A 21,322-nucleotide genomic window follows, 5' to 3' on the forward strand; every position below is an offset into this window, starting at 1 on the left:
TATATATTAATTTTCTTGCTATAGTTTACTACAAAAACACATATTTGTAAATGTATTTTCTTTGTTATGATATATTTATATTATTTCCAATTTAATTTTTATAAACTTATCATTTAATTCGATTTCTTTAGTGTTTAGTTCTTTTCTCTCAAGTTTTGTGGCTAGAGTTTCCTTCTTTATTTCTTCACTAAATTTATTTAAGGAATCAAACAATTCATCGTCACTTTCAAAGTAAATTTCAATTTCATCAGTAACTTTAAAATCATTAGCTTTTCTCATTTGTTGTATTTTAGAAATAAATTCTCTCATGTAACCTTCATCTATTAATTCGGCTGAAAGTTCTGTGTCAAGTATTACAAAAAGATTTTTATCCATAGTAATGTCAAAACCTTCTTTACTTGAAATTCTGATTTCTACAAAGTCTTTTTCGATTTCAGTTTCTTCGCCTAGAAGATTTAGCATCACCGTACCATTTTCTAATTTTTCAATAAATTCTTTTGGATTGACATTTTTAAGTTCTTTTCCTAATGCACCAATTTTTTTACCTAAAATTGAACCTGCAACCTTAAAATTAGGTCTTAGTTCATATTGCATATATTTTGATAAATCTTCATTAAATACAACGTCTTTGATATTTAACTCTTCTTTAAGTAAATCTATAACACCAGTTAACATTTCCTTAAATTTATTATCTATTAATATTCTTGAAAGTGGTTGTCTAACTTTAATTGATGCATCTTCTCTAGAAGCTCTACCAAGTGTAACAATCCTTCTGGCAAGATCCATTTGTTCTTCTACTTCTTGATCTATTAGATTTTCATTTAACTTTGGTAAATAAGTTAGATGCACTGATGTATCTCCAACTAATTTTTGATAAATTTCTTCCGTAATATATGGTGTAAATGGAGCTAATAATTTAGTCACTCCAACTAAAATTTCATATGTTGTATTATATACAGCCTTCTTATCGGTATTGATTTCAGCTTGCCAGAATCTTCTTCTAGTTCTTCTAATATACCAATTTGAAAAATCCTCAACTATAAATTCTTGAATAGCTCTCACGACATTTGTATATTCAAAGATTTCCATTTGTTCATCGTAATATTTTATTAATGAATTATATTTTGAAAGTATCCATTTATCAATTTCTGACCTATCTTTATATTCGACAAAAAATTCTCTTGGATTTATATTGTCAGTATTTGAGTAAAGTTGAAAGAATGAATAAATGTTCCTATAAGTTCTAAACAGTTTCGCATCCACTTCCTTTAATCCCGCTTCATCAAATCTCGTAGGAACCCACGCTGGTGACACATACATTGAATAGTATCTCACTGCATCAGCACCATATTTATCAAACATTTCAAATGGGTCTAATGTGTTTCCTTTCGACTTAGACATTTTCTTTCCTTCTTTATCTAACACGAGATCATTAGCTACTACATTTTTATAAGGAGCAACTCCTTTATAGAGTGTAGAAATTGCCATTAAAGTGTAGAACCAACCTCTTGTTTGATTGATACCTTCACAGATAAAGTCTGCTGGAAATAGTCTTTCAAAATTATCTTTATTTTCAAATGGGTAATGATTTTGAGCAAATGGCATTGCTCCAGAGTCAAACCACACATCTAAAACTTCTGGTACTCTAGTCATTATTTTCCCATTTTTAGGATTTTTTAAATGTATTTCATCTACAAAAGGTCTGTGTAATTCAATGGTTTCTGGATTTACTTCTTCTACTGCTAACTCTGCCAATTCTTTTCTTGAACCAACAGTTATAAAGTCACCGTCTTCATCAACCCATACTGGTAAAGGCGTCCCCCAATATCTTTCTCTGGATATCGCCCAATCTTTCAAGTTTTCTAACCAATTACCAAATCTCTTTTCACCTGTGTATGAAGGGAACCAATTAACCGTTTTGTTGTTTTCAATCATTAAATCCTTCTTTTTAGTTACTTCTAGATACCATGATGGTTTTGCATAGTAAATTAAAGGCGTATTACATCTCCAGCAATGAGGATAATTGTGCTCCATTTTTTGTTTTGAATATATTTTATTTTCTTTTCCTAGATGTATTACTATATCGAGATCTGCCTCCATAACTTCTCTGCCTTCCCAAGGAGTTGTTGTGAATTTTCCTTCATCAGAAACTGGATTTATCATGGGTAAACCATACGCCCTACCTAGTTGATAGTCATCCTCACCAAATGCAGGAGCAGTATGAACTATACCTGTACCATCTTCAATGGAAACATAATCTGCAAGTGTTACAAAAAATGCTTTTTCTTCTACTTTTACAAAAGGAAGCAACTGCTCGTATTCCATATATTCTAAGTCTTTTCCTTTATATTTTTCTAAAACTTCGTAATCTTCACCAAGTACTTTAGTAGCTAATTTTTCTGCTACGTAATAAAAATTATCATCTTGTTTAACTTTTACATAGTCAATCTCAGGTCCCACTGTTAAAGCCACATTTGAAGGTAATGTCCACGGAGTAGTCGTCCACGCTAAGAAGTATGTGTTTTCTTCATCTTTTGCCTTAAACTTTGCAATAGCTGTTTGCGATTTAATCTCTTTATATCCCTGAGAGACTTCATGTGAAGCAAGCCCCGTACCACATCTTGGACAATATGGTAAGATTTTAGCACCTTTGTAAAGTAAATCTTTTTTGTTGAAATCATCAATTAAATGCCAGACTGTCTCGATATAGTGATTTTTAAGCGTTATATACGGATTTTCCATGTCGGCTAAAAACGCCATTCTGTCTGACATATCCTTCCACATTTCACTATAAGTGAAAACTGAATCTCTACACACCTCGTTAAATTTCTCGATTCCATATTCTTCTATTTGTTTTTTAGAATTTAAGTTTAATTTCTTTTCTGCTTCAATTTCAACAGGAAGTCCATGAGTATCCCATCCAGCTTTTCTCTCTACATGGTATCCTCTCATCGTCTTATATCTAACAGTTAAGTCCTTGATAGTTCTTGAAATGACATGATGTATACCAGGTTTACCATTTGCTGTAGGTGGTCCATCATAAAATACATAACTAGGGCCATCTTTTCTAGTTTCGGTTGATTGTTCTAAAATATTGATATCATTCCAATAATTTGAAATCTTCGCTTCTCTATTTTTTACAACATCATTTGATAATTGTTCAAATTTCATATTACTCTCCTTTTGATTTTAAATTTAGGCATTAAAAAATCCCTGCAAAATTGCAGGGACGTTAAAAACGTGGTACCACCCAAATTCGTTAATATTAATTAACCTCTTTCACGTAACGCTGTGTCGGCGTAATTCCCTATTTATTTAAGAATTAATCTCATAAGTGATTTTCACTATATTTCAATGAGCTTTTTTCACCACCCAAAGCCTCTCTAGCATATCTATATAGTTACTCTCTTATTCAAAGATTTTATTTTTATTTACCTTATATGATATATGTTTTATGCAAAATTGTCAATTTTATTTACCTTTATAAATACCTCTACAATGTAGACTGATGTGCTTTATTGGATCATTCTCTATATCTGGATTTCTTGCCGTCGATATTCTTCTACCATATAGAATTAAAGCATGATGAGCTTTAAACCAATCTTTTTTAGGTATTAATTCCATTAGTTGTTTTTCTGTTTCTCTAACATTTGTAGACTCTACTAAACCAATTCTATTTGCCGTTCTCTGTACATGTGTATCAACGGCTATTGCTGGTGTGTCAAAAGCTACTGAAAGTACTACATTTGCTGTTTTTCTTCCAACACCCGGCAAAGACTCTAGATCTTTTCTATTTGATGGCACCTTACCTCCCATTTTAGATACAATAATTTCAGAAGTCTTTTTTAGATTTTTTGCTTTAGTCTTATACAATCCAAGCGATTTTATATCTTCTTGTATCTCTTCTACATCAACTTGTATATAATCTTTGGGTGATCTATATTTTTTAAATAATTTTTCTGTAACAATATTTACTCGTTCATCAGTGCATTGTGCCGATAACATAACTGCAACTAATAGTTCAAATTCATTTGAATAATTTAACTCCGCCAAGATCTTCAAAATGATCGTATAAAATATCTAATGCTTCTAGTTTTTCTTTTTTTGTCAATTTATTTTTCATTATTTTTCCAATCTTAACTTTAATTATAGTTTAGTTTATTCTATAATATATTATATCGAATTAACAAATTTATCAAAGTTCGAGTTGTCAGGAGATTTAAATGTTTAATTTATCAAAAAAAGACTTTAGAAAAATGGATTACATATTACTAGCTGCAATAGTTACAATAGTAATATTTGGATTATTTGTACTAAACTCAGCCATTAATCCAATAAGACAGACTATAACTTCTCAGATAATTGCCACTATCACGGGATTTATTATTGTGTTTTTTATATTTACGATTGATTTAGAATTTTTAGCTAAAATGAAATGGATAATATATATAATATCTGCAGGTTTAATTCTTTCTACTATATTTTTCGGATATGGTGGTGCTTCTTGGGGGGCTAATCTATGGTTAAAAATAGGCCCTATCAATTTACAACCATCAGAAATTTCAAAAGCATTACATATAGTATTTTTAGCCTCTTTTATAGGAGAAAACAAAAAAAAAGTTAATACTAAAATGTTTATAGCTAAATTTTTGATTATAGGTTATTTTCCGGTAGCACTAATTATTGTACAAAGAGATATAGGCTCAGCCTTAGTTCTCGCCTTTGTTGTAACAGTTATGTTTTTTTGCTCAGGTATTTCCTGGAAAAACATTGGTGTTTTGACCGGTACCGTTATACTGGTATCTATAATTGCACTTCCAATAATTTGGTTTAATTTAGAGGATTATGCTAGACAAAGAATTATTGATTTTACTGTTTCTTCAGAAAGAAATTTGGCAACCTCCACACATCAGACAGATAGAGGATTAATCGCTCTAGGATTAGGACAATTAACAGGGCGAGGATATATGCAAGGCCCTTATTCACAAAATAGATATATTCCCGAACAACACACAGACTTTATATTTCCTGTATTAGTCGAAGATTTTGGGTTTATTGGTGGTCTTGCTGCTATATTTCTGTATTTTATAATATTTTCTCGGATGATTAGAATCTCGAAAAAATCAGATAATCTTTCTTATTCCTTAATTGTTATTGGAGTACTAGCACTTTTATTTATTCATATCTTTGAAAATATGGGAATGACAATGGGAATAATGCCCGTGACCGGGATTCCACTACCTTTCTTTTCAAATGGTGGTACATTTCAACTTATAAATTTAACTTTACTTGGAATTTGTCTATCAATAAGTGCACACAAACGAAGTTTAGATTTTTAAATGTATAAATTAAATATCTTATAATTCAATAAATGAAATTAAATAAAAAAATATAAGCAGAATGTCAATCAAAGTATATTGGTTACATTCTGCTTATATTTTATATTTATCCTTGTTGTTATATATAGTAAAAAATAACTATTTATTTCATTTTCACATCATATAAATTGATATTTTCATATTTTTTAATGTGGTACTTATATTATATTCTTTTTTTAATTTTAATATTCGTAAAATAGAATATACCAATATTATAAATTAATCGTCTTTAAATATTCTCTAAATTTACTTCCAAGTTCTTTATCTCTTAAAGCATACTCAACTGTAGCCTCTAAAAAACCTATTTTACTTCCTATATCATATCTCTTGCCTTCATAAATATATCCGTAAACACCTTCATTTTTAGCTAAAGAATCGATTGCATCTGTTATTTGTATTTCTCCACCAATACCTGGTTTTGTTTCTTCAATATATTTAAAAATTTCCTTAGTAAATACATATCTCCCTAAAATCGCAACATCAGAGGGTGCATTTTCTGGATTTGGTTTTTCAATACAATAATGAATATCATATGTTCTATCATCTATCTTAGTGGCCTCGATAGAACCATACTTATTAATTTGATCGTGAGGTACAATTTGACAGCCCACAACATTTTTTTCTGATTCCTCAAATTTTTTGATCAATTGTCCAATTGCAGCCTCATCAGGATTATAGACTATATCGTCACCTAAAACTACTGCAAATGCATCATTTCCTACAAATTCCTTAGCTTGTAAAATTGCATGTCCTAATCCTTTAGTTTCTTTTTGCCTTTTATAATAAAAATTTGCCATATTTGCAATTCTTCTAGTTTGCTCATAAAGTTCAGTCTTGCCATTAGATTTTAGCGAATTTTCAAGCTCTATCGTATAATCAAAATGATCTTCAATTTCATGCTTATTCCTATTTGTGATAAATAATATTTCTTCTATACCTGAGGAAACTAGCTCCTCAACAATAATCTGTATAGTTGGGATGTCAACTATTGGTAGCATTTCCTTTGGCACTGCCTTTGTAAATGGTAAAAATCGTGTTCCAAATCCCGCTACTGGTATTACTGCTTTTTTAACTTTCACTATTTTCTCCTTCATCTTTTCGATGTGAAAATTCATCATAGACTGTTATCTCTGCTTCTTGAATTTTCTTGTTGCTAACTTCAAGTACTTGTATACTTACATTATCAATTTCTATAAATGGCTTTTCTCCATCTTCAGGAATATATCCCAAAAGATATATTATTAAGCCACCGATAGTATCATAATCATCACTTTCTTCATCTAAATTTGAGCCTGTTTTGTTGTTAAATTCCTTAATGGGAATAGATGCTTTTACTTTGTAGATGTCATCAGATATCTGAATTAATTCTGGTTCGTCATAATCATATTCATCATCTATATTTCCAACTATTTCTTCAATTAGATCTTCCATTGTAACAATACCGGCAAAACCTCCATATTCATCTATTAATAGAGCCATATGCTTGTTGTTTAGCTGTAGTTCAGAGAAAAGTTCGTTTATATTTTTTCTTTCGGGAACAAAGTAAGCTGGTTTAATTATCTTTCTTATATTTACATTATCAAAACCACTTATGTAAGATTCTAAAAGAAAATCCTTCAGATATAGTATACCGATAATATTATCAATATCTTCATCGTAAACTGGTATTCTTGAATATTTTAAGGATAGCATCTCTTCCTTGTATTGATGAAAATCATCATTTATATCAATCATGAACACTTCTGTTCTGGGAGTCATTATTTCTTCTGCAAATGTTTCATCGAAGCTAATTACCGAATTAATCATATCACCTTCAATTTGATCAATAACCCCTTGTGATTGACCAAGTTGAACCATTGATTTTATATCACTTATTGTAATTTTAGCTTCTAAATCTGTTGTTTCTAATCCAAATATTTTTAGTGATAAAAATGTCGTCCACGTTAGTAAATACACGAATGGCTTAAATATGAAGTTAATAAACTTTATTATTCCAACTGAAAATCTTGCAATCTGTTCACTCTTTTCAAGTGCAATTCTTTTCGGGATTGACTGTCCAAAAACTATTGTTATAAATGTCATTAGTATCGTGATTAATATTTGAGAAATCACATTTGCGTATGGAACTTTTATATCAAAAAATAAATTTGCTAGCCTTAACGATATCCCTGATGCTGCGTATGATACATTATAAAAACTCACAAATGTTATTGCTATTTGAATAACTGATAATAGCTTTGATTGTTCTTCTAATAGTTCTAGCAGACTAGATGCCTTCCTATCTCCATCATCTGCGTCATGTTTAAGCTTAGCTTTATCAACTGAAACTATTGCCATTTCTGAAGATGCAAAAAAAGCATTTATAAGTGTCAGTATAAAAATGAGCAATAATTGCCCTGTTAAATTGCCATTCTGGAGAGGAACCTCCGTGACGGCTAATGGTATATCCATATTTCCTCCATGATTATTTAATATTTCTATTATAGCACTATAACAATTAATCTTCAATTTTAGAACAACACTACATTTTTGTAATATTTGCTATTTAAATTATTGTTATAATAAATTATAATTGTTGAAGGAGGAAAAATGAATTTTTTAAATAATTTTTTTAGAGGAAATGAAGATGGATTTAAGTTTCAACTTTTTGGACCCGTTCATCTAGCTATCCTCACTTTATTTTTTTTAGGAGTATTTTTTATAATAACAAAACTTGAGAAAAACGAAAAAACAAAAAAAAAAATTAAATGTTTAGCTATAATTTTATTAATTGATCAGATAGTACTTTACGCATGGCAAATTGGATATGGATATTTTAAGATCTATATGAGCTTTCCGTTGTATCATTGTAGACTTGTAATATGGTTTTTGATTTATTGTGCATTTTACAAAAATAGAACAATGAAATCAATCACCATTTTCTACTCCCTATTGGGAGCAGTAATGGCTTTAATCATACCAGATTTGTATAAATTTAGTTTTCCACATTATACAAATTTCCAATTCTTTTTAGTGCATCTTTCAATGGGATGGTTAGTTTTCTATTATCTGTTTGTAGAAAAATTTAAGTTAAACAAAGGTGATTTAAAAAATACACTGATAGTAACAAATATTTTCAATGTTTTTTTACTGATAGTAAATTTCTCATTAAGACCAATGTATCCTAATGTAAATTATGGATATATTCTTGCATTACCTGGGAATTTCTCAGTATTTAACTCACCAGCTATTCATTCAGCTATAATGATGGTTGTATTTAACTTTGGATTAATATTGATTTATAAAATTACTCATATTCTACAAAGAAGAATTTAGTTTTATAAATTAAAAAAAGGGTAAAAATATAGTAACTCAAATAATAAAGGAGCATACTATGGATAGAGAAGTTATAAATGAAATTGAAAAATATAAAATTCAAGAAGAAAAATCTAAATTAGAAGAGAAAACCATCAAGCACAAGGATAAAAAAGAAAAATCTGATTTGGAATCAAAAAAAGATGACAATAACTAAAAAAAATAGTAATATATTACTAATAATAAATACTCAGGATTAGAGATGAATTCATCTCTAATTTTATTTTATAAAATTACTAAGGGGAGATAAGTGCATACGAAAGAAAATATAATCAAGTATAATCCAGAACTTTTGACTAAAGTATCTAATTTAGAGCCAGTTTTATGGATTAATCCTGATAGAAAAGAAGGTAATGAAGCTTGGGAAAATATTGAATTTACTTTGGACGATATAATCGATGCCGATAATAGATTTCATAGATTTGCACCACTAATGGTAAAACTTTTTGGAAATATTGATGGTGTAAAGGAAAGTAATGGAATATTAGAATCTGAATTAAAACATATTAAAGAATTAGAGAGCTTATATAAAGAAAAATACGGTCTTAAAGGTAATTTATATTATAAGTTAGACTCTAATTTACCTGTCTGTGGCTCAATTAAGGCTAGAGGTGGATTATACGAGGTTTTAGTTTATGCTGAAATTTTAGCTAAAGAAAACAAATTAATCGATGATAATAAAGATTATTCTCAATTCGCAGATGAAAAATTTAGAGATTTATTTTCTAAATACACTATACAGGTTGCATCAACGGGGAATTTAGGTATTTCCGTTGGTGTAATGGGTTCAGCTCTTGGATTTAATACAATTGTTCATATGTCAAATGATGCAAAAGATTGGAAGAAAAAGCATCTAAGAGATAGAGGTGCAACAGTAATCGAATATGATGGCAACTTTTCTTTAGCGATAAAAAAAGCAAGAGAACTTTCTAACAAAGATCCTAATAGCTATTTTATAGATGATGAAGAGTCTACCACACTATTTAAGGGATATTCTGTTTCAGCATTGAGAGTAAAGAAACAATTAGAGGAAATGAATATAAAAGTTGATAAAGAGCATCCATTATTTTTATATATGCCATGTGGTGTTGGTGGCTCTTCAGGTGGAGCTGCATTTGGTTTTAGAAAAGTATTGGGGGATAATGTTCACGCATTTTTCGTGGAAACAACTCACATCCCAAGCTTTTTAATCGGTGCTTCAACCAAACTTCATTCTGAAGTTTCTGTCCATGATTTAGGTATTGACGGAATAACTGAAGCTGACGGTTTATCAGTTTCAAGACCATCAAAGTTTTCTGGGCATACAATGGAAACTCTTTTAAGCGGAATTTTCACATGCGAGGATAATGTTTTATTTGATCATTTAAGAAAACTTAAAGATTTAGAACAAGTTAAAGTTGAGCCATCATCATGTGCTTCAATACAAGGTGCTATTGATTTATTTAAATTTAAGGAAGGGCGAAAATATTTAGAAAAACATGACTTATTAGATAAAGTTGATAATATAAATCATATTTGTTGGGCTACCGGTGGCAATTTGATTCCCGATGATATAATACAGGAATATCTAAATAGATAATTATTAATTTTATGTTATATTGTTGACAGTTATAGAAATTAAATTATGTTATTATAAATACATGGAGTTGATCTACTTTTGGTAAGTCTTTCTCCGACTTACTAATTACTTTATAAGAAGTCACCGACTTATTGAAGTACCAAACATACTATTTTGAGCTGTCAATAGTATATTAATCGTCAATATATTAAATCTCTATGGTTACTCTCACCCATTTATATATTTAGACGTAGGTGAAATCAATCGAAAAAATCCGTTTTAGTTTAAAAACTAAAACGGATTTTTAATTTACATTTTTTTACTTTCTAAATACCATTTTTTTCCTAATTTTTCATACATCTTAGAAAATTCTCTAATATTGTATTCTATAGACTCTAATGTGTGAACAGTTTTTGTTACTTCATAATTATATCTAGTATAATATTCGCTATCTATCGGGAGCTTTGAAGAATACTCTCTCTCAAAATCCCCTTTATAAAATATGAGTAATAATTCTTTATTTTCTTCTGTCAACTTTGGAATTTCTTCCATATCATTTAATTCTATAATTAGACTTACAGCAATTCTAAATAAATTATTTAATTTTGAGATTGTAATTGTGTTTATATTCTCATTCATTTTTAGCTTTACGTCATTTCTTAAATTTCTATAATTTTCATTAATTTTAGTTAATAAATCTATAAGTGCAATTTCCTCAACTGATTTATCAACTTCCATTAAATCCTTAAAAGCTAATCTAATTTGTATATATGCTGTTTTATATGTTTGAAGAAGATATTTTTCTTGTCTGGGTCTTAAAATATAGGTATTTACTAGTAGACCTACTAAAGTACCAATAAATGTATCAAAAATTCTATTTATAGCATAATTAGTGAAATTTCTACTTGTAAAATATGGAACTTCCAATACAAATACAAAAAATATTGTTGCGGAGCCTATAGCATATTGCCAATTAAATACATTACAAACTATAACTAGTATAAGCATTGCCACTGCCACACCAACAGGATTTACTTGTCCTGTAGTTTGTAAGAGAAACGCAAGCAATATTGCTGTTACATTTGCCATTATTCTATCAAATGATGATCTGAACGAATCAAAAATACTGATATTTATTGCCGTTGTTGCTGCCGCCGCCAGCATACCTGCACTTAATTGTGGAAATATTCCCGTTATTATAAAACATAATGTAACTGATATTATTGTTTTAAGTGATTCTAAGCCTATTCTTTTAATTTTCATTATCCTCTCCGATTATTCAATCAATGTAGATATAATAACATATATTTAGAATATATCAATATATTACCTCATCTATTTGTGAGTACCCCTCATTATTCTTAGTCACTATAATTTGTTTATCTATTTGTGATTTGAGCGTATCTACGTGTGAAATAATACCTATTAATTTGTTGTATTGACTTATGTCCATTAAACTCTTCATAACTTTTGATAAAGTTTCTGCATCAAGAGTACCAAATCCTTCATCTACAAACATCGAATCCAGTTTTATACCTCCCGCTTTACTTTGAACCACATCGGATAATCCTAAAGCTAGTGACAGTGAAGCTTGGAAGGATTCTCCACCAGAAAGCGTATTAACATCACGTGTCGTTTTGTTATAATGATCTATCAACTCAAATTCAAGTCCCGTTTGTTTATTACGATTACTAGCTTCAGCTTTTCGTTTAAGACTAAATTTCCCCTCAGTCATATCAAAAAATCTTTTATTAGCAGCTATCAACACCTCTTCGAAATATGTGATTTGAACAAAAGTTTCAAATCTTATCTTTTCTGTGCCTGTTAGTTGCCCTCTAATAACATTATATAAATCTCCATAATTTTTATATTCTTTTTTTAGATTTTCTTTTCTTTTTACTATTTCTTTAAGTTTTTTAAGTTCAGATAAATTTTGATTGATTAAAATATTAAATGACTCTAACTCTGCACGTAGATTATTTTTTTCGTTTTCCAAACTTTCTATTTCAGTTTTAATATCTTCTTCATTTTTATTAAATTCTTCATTCAATTCTGATTCTAAAGTATTTACTTCAGCTTTTAGACTAGTATACTTTTCTTTTGTATTTTGATAATCTTCTCTAACCACCTTTATAAAGGTCTCTGTCTCGATAAGAAAATTTTCCTTTAATTTCATATTTTTATTAAGATTCTCTTTATTTAAATCTTTTAGATTAGCCTTTTCTTCTTGTTCTTGATTTTCAAGAGATTTGATTTGTTCTTCAACTCTAATAGACTCCTCTTTATTTTTTTCTATTTTTTTATTATTTTCGTCTGTCTTAGCCTTAATATCAATCATTTCAGTCTTACATTTTTCTATTTTTTCTATAATATTAGATAAATTTTTTATTTCTTTTTTTACAGACTCAATCTTAAACTCTAAATTATCTTTTTCAACTTGAATACTTTCGATGTCAATTTTTTTATCAAATATTTTTAATTCTAAAATTAATTCATTTTTTATCTTAATATCTGATTCAATACTATTATTTAACAAAAGCATATTATTTTTTAATTGATTAAATTTTTCTTTTTTATCCTCATATTTTATTTTGGCACTCTTAACTTTATTTTCATTAGGAATTTCAAATTCTGAAACATAGATATTAGGGTGTTGCGTTGAGCCGCATACTGGACAAGGCTTATTTTCTTCCAATGTTTGTGCTATTAAACCTACTTGAGATTCAAAAAATATTCTTTCCAGATTTTCATAATCATTTTTTAATATCTCTATCTCAATTTTTAGTTCTTCATAAATTTTATTTTTAGCTTTTTTTTCACATATATTTTTATCTATTTTTTCTGTAATACTCATTATTTTAGTTAAAATATCTAATGATTTATTTAATTTATTTTCTAGGTTATTTTCTAATCTTTCCTTTTCTAAAAATACATTCTCATTATCTTTTATATATACTTCGTGTTCTAATAGTAACTTCTTAAAATTTCTTTCGTTATCCATTAATTCTAGAAATTGTTTATTGTTTTCTTCTTTTATAGATATTAAGCTTTTTTTTGCTTTATTGATGTTTTCTAATTTTTCAAACTTTTCCAAATCCTGTCTTAAGTTTCTAATAGCCTCTTGAAGAGTAGACTTTTCTTTTTCTTTATCATCTATTTTTTTATATTTAATTTCTACATTTTGAAATTCATCTGCAACTTTGAAAAGCTCATTTTTCTTAATATTTATTTTATTTTTAGTTTTATGATAATCTAAAACTTTAGAATGAATTGTATTTAGTTTTGTATAATTTTCCTCTACCTCTTTTATTTTTCCTTGCAATTGAACCGACTTATCTTTATGAGCATCTATTATCGACTCAACAAATGATATAACATTACCTGCACCATATTTTTTAACTTCTTCAAATTTCTCAAACTCATATTTTGGGATATTTAAATTATTATATATCTCTTCTTCTCTATGGAATAATTTATCTCTTTCCGCTTTTTTATCTCGATATTTTTCACCAATATATGTTTCTAAGACTTGATATTTTTGCGTGGAAAATATATGACGGAAAAGTTCCACTTTTTCATCATTATTGGCCTTAAGTAGCTTCATAAAATTTCCCTGAGCTAACATTATTATTTGACTGAATTGATTCGCATCTATTTGAAGTAGTTTTTTTATATAATCATTAACCTCTTTGGTATCGCTTATTATATTTCCATTCTCAATTGTTAAGGCTACACTATGCGGTTGCGTAGTTGTTCCCTCTCCTCTTTTTTTAGCTCTTTCATAGCTTGGTATTCTTTTAATCTTATATTTTTTACGATTGTATAAAAATTCTAACTCTACAAAAGTTTCCTTGTATGCGTCAGCACTTATAAATCTAAGCATTGTATCACTTCTATTGCCACCACTTGAAGATCCAAAAAGGGCAAATGATATTGCATCAAAAATACTCGTTTTTCCTGATCCTGTATTTCCACTTATTAAATAAATCCCCTTATCTCCTAACTTTGAAAAATCAATATATTCTTCATTTTTAAAAGGTCCAAATGCCTGCATTTTTAAGCTAATTATTTTCATTATTCCCCCAAATCTCTTCTATGGATTTTTCCATTAAAGATTTCTTTTCATCATCTAAGTCTATTCCTTTTACATTTTTATAAAAAAACTCAAATAATTCTATAGGTTTCATTTCTCTATACTTTTGTTTATTTTCATCAAATTCAAAAATTTCAGTTTCTAGATTAATATATCTAAGTGTCATAATGTTTGGATAGATATTTCTTAATATTTGCTGTGCTTCATATTGTTCTTCTTTATCTAATAATTCAATATGAATATAGTCTTCTCTATTTAAGTCATTTTTAGATTTTTTTATAATTTCATCGTAAAAATCTTTAATCACTCGCATATCACGTAAATATTCTATTTTTCTTTCATCATAAGATATATTTCCTTTTTCTTTCATCTCTACTATTAATATAGTTTTATCATAATTAGATTCTGACTTAGAATACTTCAGTAAAGCTCCTGGATATCTTAATTTTCCATTTAAGAAACTTTGCTTTTTATGTATATGTCCAAGTGCAATATAGTCAAATTTATCGTAAAAGGTATCCGATACAGACTCGTCTATTCCTGCATAAATTTCTTCTGATTCTGATGTTTCAGCTTTCAAGATAAATTGATGAGATAAAATCACATTTCTTTCTTCTTCATTTATATCAATACTATCCAGTACTATTCTTACAGCGTCACTATATGAGGTTATCTCTTCATCATGAAAATAGGGTTTAACATCATGAGGTTTTACATAAGGGAATAGATAAAAATTTATAACACCATATTCGTCATTAAAACTAACTTTTTCAATATTACCGTCGTATGGCTTAGATATATAGATGTTTGCTTTTTTTAATAATTTTGATGCAAAACCTAATCTATCTGATGAGTCGTGATTTCCACTTATGATTATTGTATTAACCCCCAAATCATTACATTTTGAGATAAAATCATCAAATAAATTCATTGCCTCTGCTGATGGAATAATGTTTTGATAGATGTCTCCAGCTATTAAAACATATTTTAAATTTTCACTTTTTATTAATTTATAAATTTGATCAAGTGCATATTTTTGGTCTTCAATCAAATTATATCCGTTCAAATTTTTCCCAAGATGTAAATCTGCCAAATGTAAAAATTTCATTTTTACTCCTTTTCATTTCTATATTATTATGTTTCTATATATAACTTTTAGTATGCTAAAACCAATTATGTATTTTTATATTAAATGATATTGTAATCTATGATATTATGGATATATATGATATAAGTATACTATACACATAATAAAAATTATAATTTTATATTTACCAATAAAATGAAAGGAAATTAAATGTTATATACATTAAATGAGCGATACAATAAGTTCAAAAATATAATAAAAGAGTGGTCTGAAGAAAATATAGCTTCAAATCCTAATATTCCTCTTTCGAAGGAGTTATTAGAAGGTCTTAAATCATTAAAAATTTCAGGTTTTCACTCTCCAAAAGCCTTTGCCGGTAGTGCAAAAAACTTTATTTTTCATTGTCTAGCAATTATCGAAATAGCAAAAGTAAATCCCAATATTTCAATATCAATAATCGAGAATTATCTTTTTGAATCTACATTATTAAAATTTGGAAATAAACAACAGATTGTTAAATATGTCAATCCTGTAGACGGTGGAAATGCTTTCGCTTCTATTGCTGTTTTAGATAAGAAAAATAATCTTGATTTAAGAGATATTTCAACTAAATCAAAACGAATCGGAGATAATTATATTCTAGATGGAGAAAAATTTTGTAGTATCAATATAATTAATACTGATTTTATTCTTATTTTTGCTAAACTAGATACTTCAAGTAAAAATCTTTCTGCATTTATAATTGAAAAAGACTTTGAGGGCGTAGAAATCATTTCTAAACCTAATGATTCACTATATAATCAAAGCATCATTAAATTAAACAATGTAATTGTACCAGAGGAAAATCTTTTAGGGTTTGAAAATGATGGAGAAAACATTATTAAAAACATATTAATTTCTTCACATCTCAGTCTTGCGGCACATTATTTAGGTTTATCAATTAATCTGTATCAAGGGTTATTAGATATTTTTAAGAAAAACAACGAATATATCGATGAGAAATTCTTAAATATTTTTGCAAAGTTTGGTGCAGAAATTGACTCATGTAAAATATACATTTATAGCACTGCAGAAAAGAAAAATAATGGTCTTGAATCCTTAAAAGAATCTGCATACTCTAATTTGTTAGCGTATAATATAGCCAACAATCTTATACACTCTGATTTTTTAAGAGATACAATTGATGAAAATCTTATTAACTTTAACCTTTCGAGTATGTATAGTTCTAATTTTGAAAATATTGATAAACTAATCTATAAGATTTTAATAGATGACAAAGATGAAAATAAAAATAATAGAAAAGAATTATCGCAACCTCAAATCAAAAGAAAACGCATAATATTTAACTCGCCAAATATGGATAAAAATATTGATGATTTAATCAATGTAATCAAACCTTTTATAAATAGGAACAAAAAAACTAATATATATGATGATATTAAAACAGCAAATGTAGCCGTCGGCGTTGGTCTAGGTATAGGTGATAGAGAAAATATATATACAGCAGAAAAATTCACAGAAAAAATTGGTGGGGTACTCACTTGTTCACACTCAATATCTAGGGAATTGGAATGGCTACCTAGCGACAGAATTATAGGTGATTTTGATAAATCTTTTTCTGGAGATATTTATTTTGCTTTTGGACTTTCCGGGAACAAAAGATATTTGTCCGGAATTAAAAGTGCTAAAAATATAGTAGCTATAAATAAGGATAAACACGCAAAGATATTTTCTGAATCTGACTATGGAATTGTTGGAGATATAAATCAAATCTTACCTATTTTAATCAAAAAATTGGATTTTAATTGGTAAAATGCTGTAATTACTGTATAATATATATGTAATAAAAAATTAGGAGGTATTAATGCATAACGTTAGAGAAATAGCACAAGATACTTGGTATATCGGTGTTAATGATAATAAAACAGGTAGATTTGAAAATCTGCATCCACTACCAGAAGGTGTTACATACAATTCATACATGATTTTAGATGAAAAAACATGTTTATTTGATACTGTAGATTGGGGATTTGCAGAACAATTTCTAGAAAATATTGAATATTTATTAGGAGAAAGAGATCTTGATGTAGTTATAGTAAATCACATGGAGCCAGATTATGCTGGTGCTTTAGGTGAAATAATGTACAGATATCCAAATGCTCACTACTATATGACAGCAAAAGCTATAGAATTTTGTAGAAATTTTGGATTCCCTATTGATGATGTACCACACACAGCAGTAAAAGAAGGTGATACATTAGAATTAGGTAAACATACTTTAACTTTTGTAGAAGCTCCAATGGTTCACTTGCCAGAAGTAATGATGACTTATGACATTACAACAAAAGTACTTTTCTCAGCTGATGCATTTGGTACTTTCGGTTTGTTAGATGGTAGATTATTTGACGATGAACTGGACTTCGAAAGAGAATTTATGGCACACGCAAGAAGATATTACACAAATATTGTAGGTAAATATGGTAAACCAGTTATGAACGTACTTGCTAAGGCTTCAAAAGTTGATATTCAGAAAATCGCTCCTTTACACGGACCTGTATGGAGAGCAAATTTAGGTACCTTAATTGAAAAGTATAAAAAATGGGCAACATATACACCAGAGGAAAAAGGTGTATTAATTGTTTACGGATCAATGTATGGTCATACAGAAGAAGTTGCTTACTTGATAGCATCACTATTGGTACAAAGAGGCATAACAAACGTTAAAGTATATGACGCTTCAAAAACACACTTATCATACATTATTGCTGATGCATTTAGATTATCACATATGGTATTTACATCAGTAACATACAATATGACACTTTATCCAACAGTACACCACGTTTTAGAAGACATGAAAATGTTAAATCTACAAAATAGAACAATAGCTATAGTAGAAAATGGTTCATGGGCATCAAGAGCTGGTAAAGTAATGTTAGATGAATTTAAATCAATGAAAAATATGAATATTCTAAATCCTGATTCATTAAGTTTTTCATCATCATTTGATGAAGAAAAAAGACCGGAATTAGAAAAATTAGTTGATCAAATTGTTGAATCAGTTAATAACACAGAATTATAATAAAAAGCCTTAGATTTTGAAATCTAAGGCTTTTTATTATGGTTATACCATTTTTGTTTCTTGTGGAGCTTCTTTTACGATTTATTCAATATAAGTTTTTTCATATTTATATTTTATATATTGAGTTTAGATCAGTAAAACTCATTATATGAGTAGAAAAAGACCACCAGTTAAACTAGTGGTCATTATTTTATTTATAATTCACCTAATTCCTTACTTATTTGCTCAATTTCGTCTATTAGTGAACCAATATATTTTATAGTTTCTTTAAGTGGTATATCTGTAGACACGTCAACTCCTGCTAATTTAGCTAATTCTAACGGAGATTTAGTCCCTCCCATTTTTAAGACCTCTATCCACTGTAAAGATGTTTTTTCTCCATTTTCAACAATATTTTTTGCAACCTGCGTACCAATTGTTAAACCTGCTGAATAAGTGTATGAATATAGTCCCATATAATAATGAGGTTGTCTCATCCATGTTAATTCACAACCTTCTTCAAGTTCTACTGCATCACCCCAGAAATTCTCCAAAGTTTCCTTATATAAATCATTTAATGTATTAGCATAAACTTGATTTCCATCATCAACTAGCTTATACACTTTTCTTTGATAATCTGCTTCTAGTAAGTGTGTTACAAAGTTATGATAATATGTTTTTGAAACCATTGATGATAATATCCATCTTTTCATCCTTAAATCATTTTTATCATCTGCTAATTTTAGTAAATAATTTTGTACTATTAATTCATTTGTAGTCGATGGTGCTTCAATAAAGTATAATGAAGGATTTGAATTTAATGGATTTTGATTTCTATGAGTATACTCAAAATGCCCTGCATGACCCAGCTCGTGTGCTAAAGTCATTACATCGCTCATATTTTCGTTAAACGTCATTAAAATGTAGCCATTTGCTCCATACGGAGATGAACAGAAGGCCCCTGTTGATTTTCCTTCGTTATTTACATAGTCAATCCATCTATTATCAAAAGCTTTTTTCATTATAGAAATATATTCTTCTCCCAAAACAGACAAACCATCTAAAATATATTCTTGTGCTTGTTCATATGTTACTGAGGGTGAATATCCCGGATCTACATCCATTTTTAAGTCTGAATATTTCATCTCATCTAATTTACCCAATCTCTTGAGTATTCCTGCATATTTTCTCATATGAGGAGCAAGTTCAGACATTATAATGTCAATTTGTCTATTATATAAATCAATAGATACATTTTGATCCAATAATAAATAATCAAAAACTGATTTATGTCCTCTTAAATCTGATAACGATTTTTCTTTTTGTACTTGTGCATTATAGGTGGCCGCTGTTGTATGTTGATATTTTCTTAATGTTTCAGTAAATATCTTAAATGAGTTTCTTCTAATTTCTGCAACTTCCGAACCATCCAGACCGTCTTCATATAAGTTATATGATAGCTTGTGCTTTTGACCATTTGCTTGAAAATCTGGAAATGCAATATCCTTTAACTTAGTAGTATTGTATAAGTTATAAGGAAATGACAATGTCTGTGACAATGTACTTAAAGCTGATTCTACTTTTGTATCAAGGCTGTATTTTTTATTGTTTAATACTGATTCAATAAAAGCCTTATTATATTCTACTTTTCCAGCTTCTTCTAAAGTTTTTGTATCCAATTCTTGAACCTCATTTGTATAAAAACTTAATTTCGCATTATATTTTGCAAAATTTGTATACAATTTTCCAAGCCTTACATTTGCAGTTTCATCCATAGCATCAGTTTCCACATCCAAATATGCGTATGCTCCAAGCCTAGAAAATAATGCATTGATTTCTGCAAAATCCTTAATTGATTTATTTAATACTTCTAACGAATTTATTTTACCTTTGTACTTTTCAACAAATTCATCCACTTTTTCTTTAGATTTCTCAACTTCTTCATTATATTTTTCTTCCGTTTCATATAATTGTGTCAAATCCCATGTTTGTTTTTCTTGTACTTCTGATCTTTTCATTTTCACTCCTCTATTATTAATACTGATTGTACCTTTAACTACATTTTTAATTATATTTTTAAGAAATCTCTTGTTCTTTGATGTTTAGGGTTTGTAAACATAATTTCTGGCTCGAGATCCTCTAATATAATTCCTTTTTCCATAAAAATAACTCTATCTGAGACTTGTCTTGCAAATTCCATTTCATGTGTTACGACAACCATAGTGAATCCTAATTCAGCTAATTGTTTCATCGTATTCAGTACTTCTGATACCATTTCAGGATTTAGTGCTGAGGTAGGCTCATCAAATAGCATCAGTTTTGGTTCCATCGCTAAAGCTCTCGCAATAGCCACTCTTTGTTTTTGTCCACCTGAAAGTTGAGATGGCATCGCATTTTGATATTCTGACATTCCTACTAAATTTAGGTAATGTTTAGCTTTTTCTGTAGCCTCTTTAATTGGTCTTTTTAGCACTTTAGTTTGACCTATTGTACAGTTTTTTAAAACGTTCATATTATTAAATAAATTAAACTCCTGAAATACCATGCCGAGATTTTTTCTATGTTCATTTTGATTTGTCTTATCGGTAAGAATATTTTTTCCATCAAAAATTATTTCTCCTCCATTTGGCTCTTCAAGTAGATTTAAGCACCTTAGTAGTGTTGATTTTCCAAATCCTGATGAACCTATTAAAGTAATTACTTCCCCTTCATTTACGTGAAAATCAATACCCTTTAAGACTTCATTTGAACCAAAATATTTGTGTAAATTTTTAATTTCTAATATACTCAT

At 28.6% G+C, this 21,322-nt stretch carries 15 protein-coding genes and 1 other annotated feature; of the genes, 6 read left to right on the forward strand and 9 right to left on the reverse strand.

Translation table 11 applies throughout. The features are described from left to right. Nucleotides 1-75: 75 nt before the first annotated feature. A complete protein-coding gene (ileS, locus tag AC4KN9_RS06400; RefSeq protein WP_491017757.1) occupies nucleotides 76-3,171 on the reverse strand; it encodes an isoleucine--tRNA ligase in 3,096 nt (1,031 codons plus the stop codon). Nucleotides 3,172-3,222: 51 nt separating this feature from the next. After that, nucleotides 3,223-3,425 (reverse strand) — a binding site (T-box leader). 46 nt (nucleotides 3,426-3,471) lie between these two features. Then, nucleotides 3,472-4,053 (reverse strand): endonuclease III, encoded by a 582-nt coding sequence (gene nth / locus AC4KN9_RS06405; protein WP_491017758.1) that lies wholly within the window; start codon nucleotides 4,051-4,053, stop codon nucleotides 3,472-3,474. 170 nt (nucleotides 4,054-4,223) lie between these two features. Here nth and AC4KN9_RS06410 point away from each other — a divergent pair, with 170 nt between their 5' ends. Next, complete coding sequence (locus tag AC4KN9_RS06410) at nucleotides 4,224-5,339, forward strand: FtsW/RodA/SpoVE family cell cycle protein (RefSeq protein WP_491017759.1); 1,116 nt, start codon at nucleotides 4,224-4,226, stop codon at nucleotides 5,337-5,339. A 251-nt stretch (nucleotides 5,340-5,590) separates the two neighbouring features. On the opposite strand, the gene galU is transcribed toward AC4KN9_RS06410, so the two are convergent. Both galU and AC4KN9_RS06420 read right to left on the reverse strand, forming a co-directional pair. Further along, the gene (galU, locus tag AC4KN9_RS06415; RefSeq protein WP_491017760.1) at nucleotides 5,591-6,457 is read right to left on the reverse strand and encodes a UTP--glucose-1-phosphate uridylyltransferase GalU; all 867 of its coding nucleotides are present in this window, start codon (nucleotides 6,455-6,457) and stop codon (nucleotides 5,591-5,593) included. Beyond that, the gene (locus tag AC4KN9_RS06420; protein ID WP_491017761.1) at nucleotides 6,447-7,829 is read right to left on the reverse strand and encodes a hemolysin family protein; all 1,383 of its coding nucleotides are present in this window, start codon (nucleotides 7,827-7,829) and stop codon (nucleotides 6,447-6,449) included. Before AC4KN9_RS06420 ends, galU begins: the two co-directional genes overlap by 11 nt. A gap of 138 nt (nucleotides 7,830-7,967) precedes the next feature. Between AC4KN9_RS06420 and AC4KN9_RS06425 the strand changes: the two genes are divergently transcribed. From AC4KN9_RS06425 to dsdA, 3 genes are all read left to right on the forward strand, one after another. Beyond that, a complete protein-coding gene (locus tag AC4KN9_RS06425; protein WP_491017762.1) occupies nucleotides 7,968-8,693 on the forward strand; it encodes a TMEM164-related integral membrane acyltransferase in 726 nt (241 codons plus the stop codon). Nucleotides 8,694-8,751: 58 nt separating this feature from the next. Next, a complete protein-coding gene (locus AC4KN9_RS06430) occupies nucleotides 8,752-8,889 on the forward strand; it encodes a hypothetical protein (RefSeq protein ID WP_491017763.1) in 138 nt (45 codons plus the stop codon). Nucleotides 8,890-8,982: 93 nt separating this feature from the next. Further along, the gene (gene dsdA / locus AC4KN9_RS06435; protein WP_491017764.1) at nucleotides 8,983-10,311 is read left to right on the forward strand and encodes a D-serine ammonia-lyase; all 1,329 of its coding nucleotides are present in this window, start codon (nucleotides 8,983-8,985) and stop codon (nucleotides 10,309-10,311) included. A gap of 288 nt (nucleotides 10,312-10,599) precedes the next feature. Here dsdA and AC4KN9_RS06440 read toward each other — a convergent pair whose 3' ends face one another. Genes AC4KN9_RS06440 through AC4KN9_RS06450 form a run of 3 tightly spaced genes read right to left on the reverse strand, consistent with a single transcriptional unit; the run spans nucleotide 10,600 to nucleotide 15,491 of the window. Continuing rightward, nucleotides 10,600-11,553, reverse strand: a complete 954-nt coding sequence (locus AC4KN9_RS06440) for an FUSC family protein (protein ID WP_491017765.1) — start codon at nucleotides 11,551-11,553, stop codon at nucleotides 10,600-10,602. Between the two features lie 55 nt (nucleotides 11,554-11,608). Next, nucleotides 11,609-14,365 carry an AAA family ATPase gene (locus AC4KN9_RS06445; protein ID WP_491017766.1) on the reverse strand — a complete coding sequence of 919 codons (2,757 nt, stop codon included), beginning with the start codon at nucleotides 14,363-14,365 and terminating at the stop codon, nucleotides 11,609-11,611. Continuing rightward, nucleotides 14,352-15,491 (reverse strand): exonuclease SbcCD subunit D, encoded by a 1,140-nt coding sequence (locus AC4KN9_RS06450; RefSeq protein WP_491017767.1) that lies wholly within the window; start codon nucleotides 15,489-15,491, stop codon nucleotides 14,352-14,354. The genes AC4KN9_RS06445 and AC4KN9_RS06450 overlap by 14 nt, the downstream gene beginning before the upstream one ends. Before the next feature lie 189 nt (nucleotides 15,492-15,680). On the opposite strand from AC4KN9_RS06450, the gene AC4KN9_RS06455 reads away from it, so the two are divergent. Then, nucleotides 15,681-17,282, forward strand: coding sequence for an FAD-binding protein (locus AC4KN9_RS06455; protein ID WP_491017768.1), 1,602 nt, complete (start codon nucleotides 15,681-15,683; stop codon nucleotides 17,280-17,282). Nucleotides 17,283-17,334: 52 nt separating this feature from the next. Further along, nucleotides 17,335-18,552, forward strand: a complete 1,218-nt coding sequence (locus AC4KN9_RS06460; RefSeq protein ID WP_491017769.1) for an FprA family A-type flavoprotein — start codon at nucleotides 17,335-17,337, stop codon at nucleotides 18,550-18,552. Between the two features lie 194 nt (nucleotides 18,553-18,746). Here AC4KN9_RS06460 and pepF read toward each other — a convergent pair whose 3' ends face one another. Both pepF and AC4KN9_RS06470 read right to left on the reverse strand, forming a co-directional pair. Beyond that, a complete protein-coding gene (pepF, locus tag AC4KN9_RS06465; protein ID WP_491017770.1) occupies nucleotides 18,747-20,549 on the reverse strand; it encodes an oligoendopeptidase F in 1,803 nt (600 codons plus the stop codon). Between the two features lie 50 nt (nucleotides 20,550-20,599). Beyond that, nucleotides 20,600-21,322: an amino acid ABC transporter ATP-binding protein gene (locus AC4KN9_RS06470; protein ID WP_491017771.1), complete on the reverse strand. Its 723-nt coding sequence runs from the start codon at nucleotides 21,320-21,322 to the stop codon at nucleotides 20,600-20,602.

The sequence above is a fragment of the Helcococcus sp. SA-HE-C1 genome, from assembly GCF_985670335.1.

Coding starts and splice junctions, on each gene's coding strand:
- ileS (WP_491017757.1), bottom strand. CDS start 3,171: ATGAAATTTGAACAATTATCAAATGATGTTGTAAAAAATAGAGAAGCG.
- AC4KN9_RS06410 (WP_491017759.1), top strand. CDS start 4,224: ATGTTTAATTTATCAAAAAAAGACTTTAGAAAAATGGATTACATATTA.
- AC4KN9_RS06420 (WP_491017761.1), bottom strand. CDS start 7,829: ATGGATATACCATTAGCCGTCACGGAGGTTCCTCTCCAGAATGGCAAT.
- AC4KN9_RS06425 (WP_491017762.1), top strand. CDS start 7,968: ATGAATTTTTTAAATAATTTTTTTAGAGGAAATGAAGATGGATTTAAG.
- AC4KN9_RS06430 (WP_491017763.1), top strand. CDS start 8,752: ATGGATAGAGAAGTTATAAATGAAATTGAAAAATATAAAATTCAAGAA.
- AC4KN9_RS06440 (WP_491017765.1), bottom strand. CDS start 11,553: ATGAAAATTAAAAGAATAGGCTTAGAATCACTTAAAACAATAATATCA.
- AC4KN9_RS06445 (WP_491017766.1), bottom strand. CDS start 14,365: ATGAAAATAATTAGCTTAAAAATGCAGGCATTTGGACCTTTTAAAAAT.
- AC4KN9_RS06450 (WP_491017767.1), bottom strand. CDS start 15,491: ATGAAATTTTTACATTTGGCAGATTTACATCTTGGGAAAAATTTGAAC.
- AC4KN9_RS06455 (WP_491017768.1), top strand. CDS start 15,681: ATGTTATATACATTAAATGAGCGATACAATAAGTTCAAAAATATAATA.
- AC4KN9_RS06460 (WP_491017769.1), top strand. CDS start 17,335: ATGCATAACGTTAGAGAAATAGCACAAGATACTTGGTATATCGGTGTT.
- pepF (WP_491017770.1), bottom strand. CDS start 20,549: ATGAAAAGATCAGAAGTACAAGAAAAACAAACATGGGATTTGACACAA.
- AC4KN9_RS06470 (WP_491017771.1), bottom strand. CDS start 21,322: ATGAGTATATTAGAAATTAAAAATTTACACAAATATTTTGGTTCAAAT.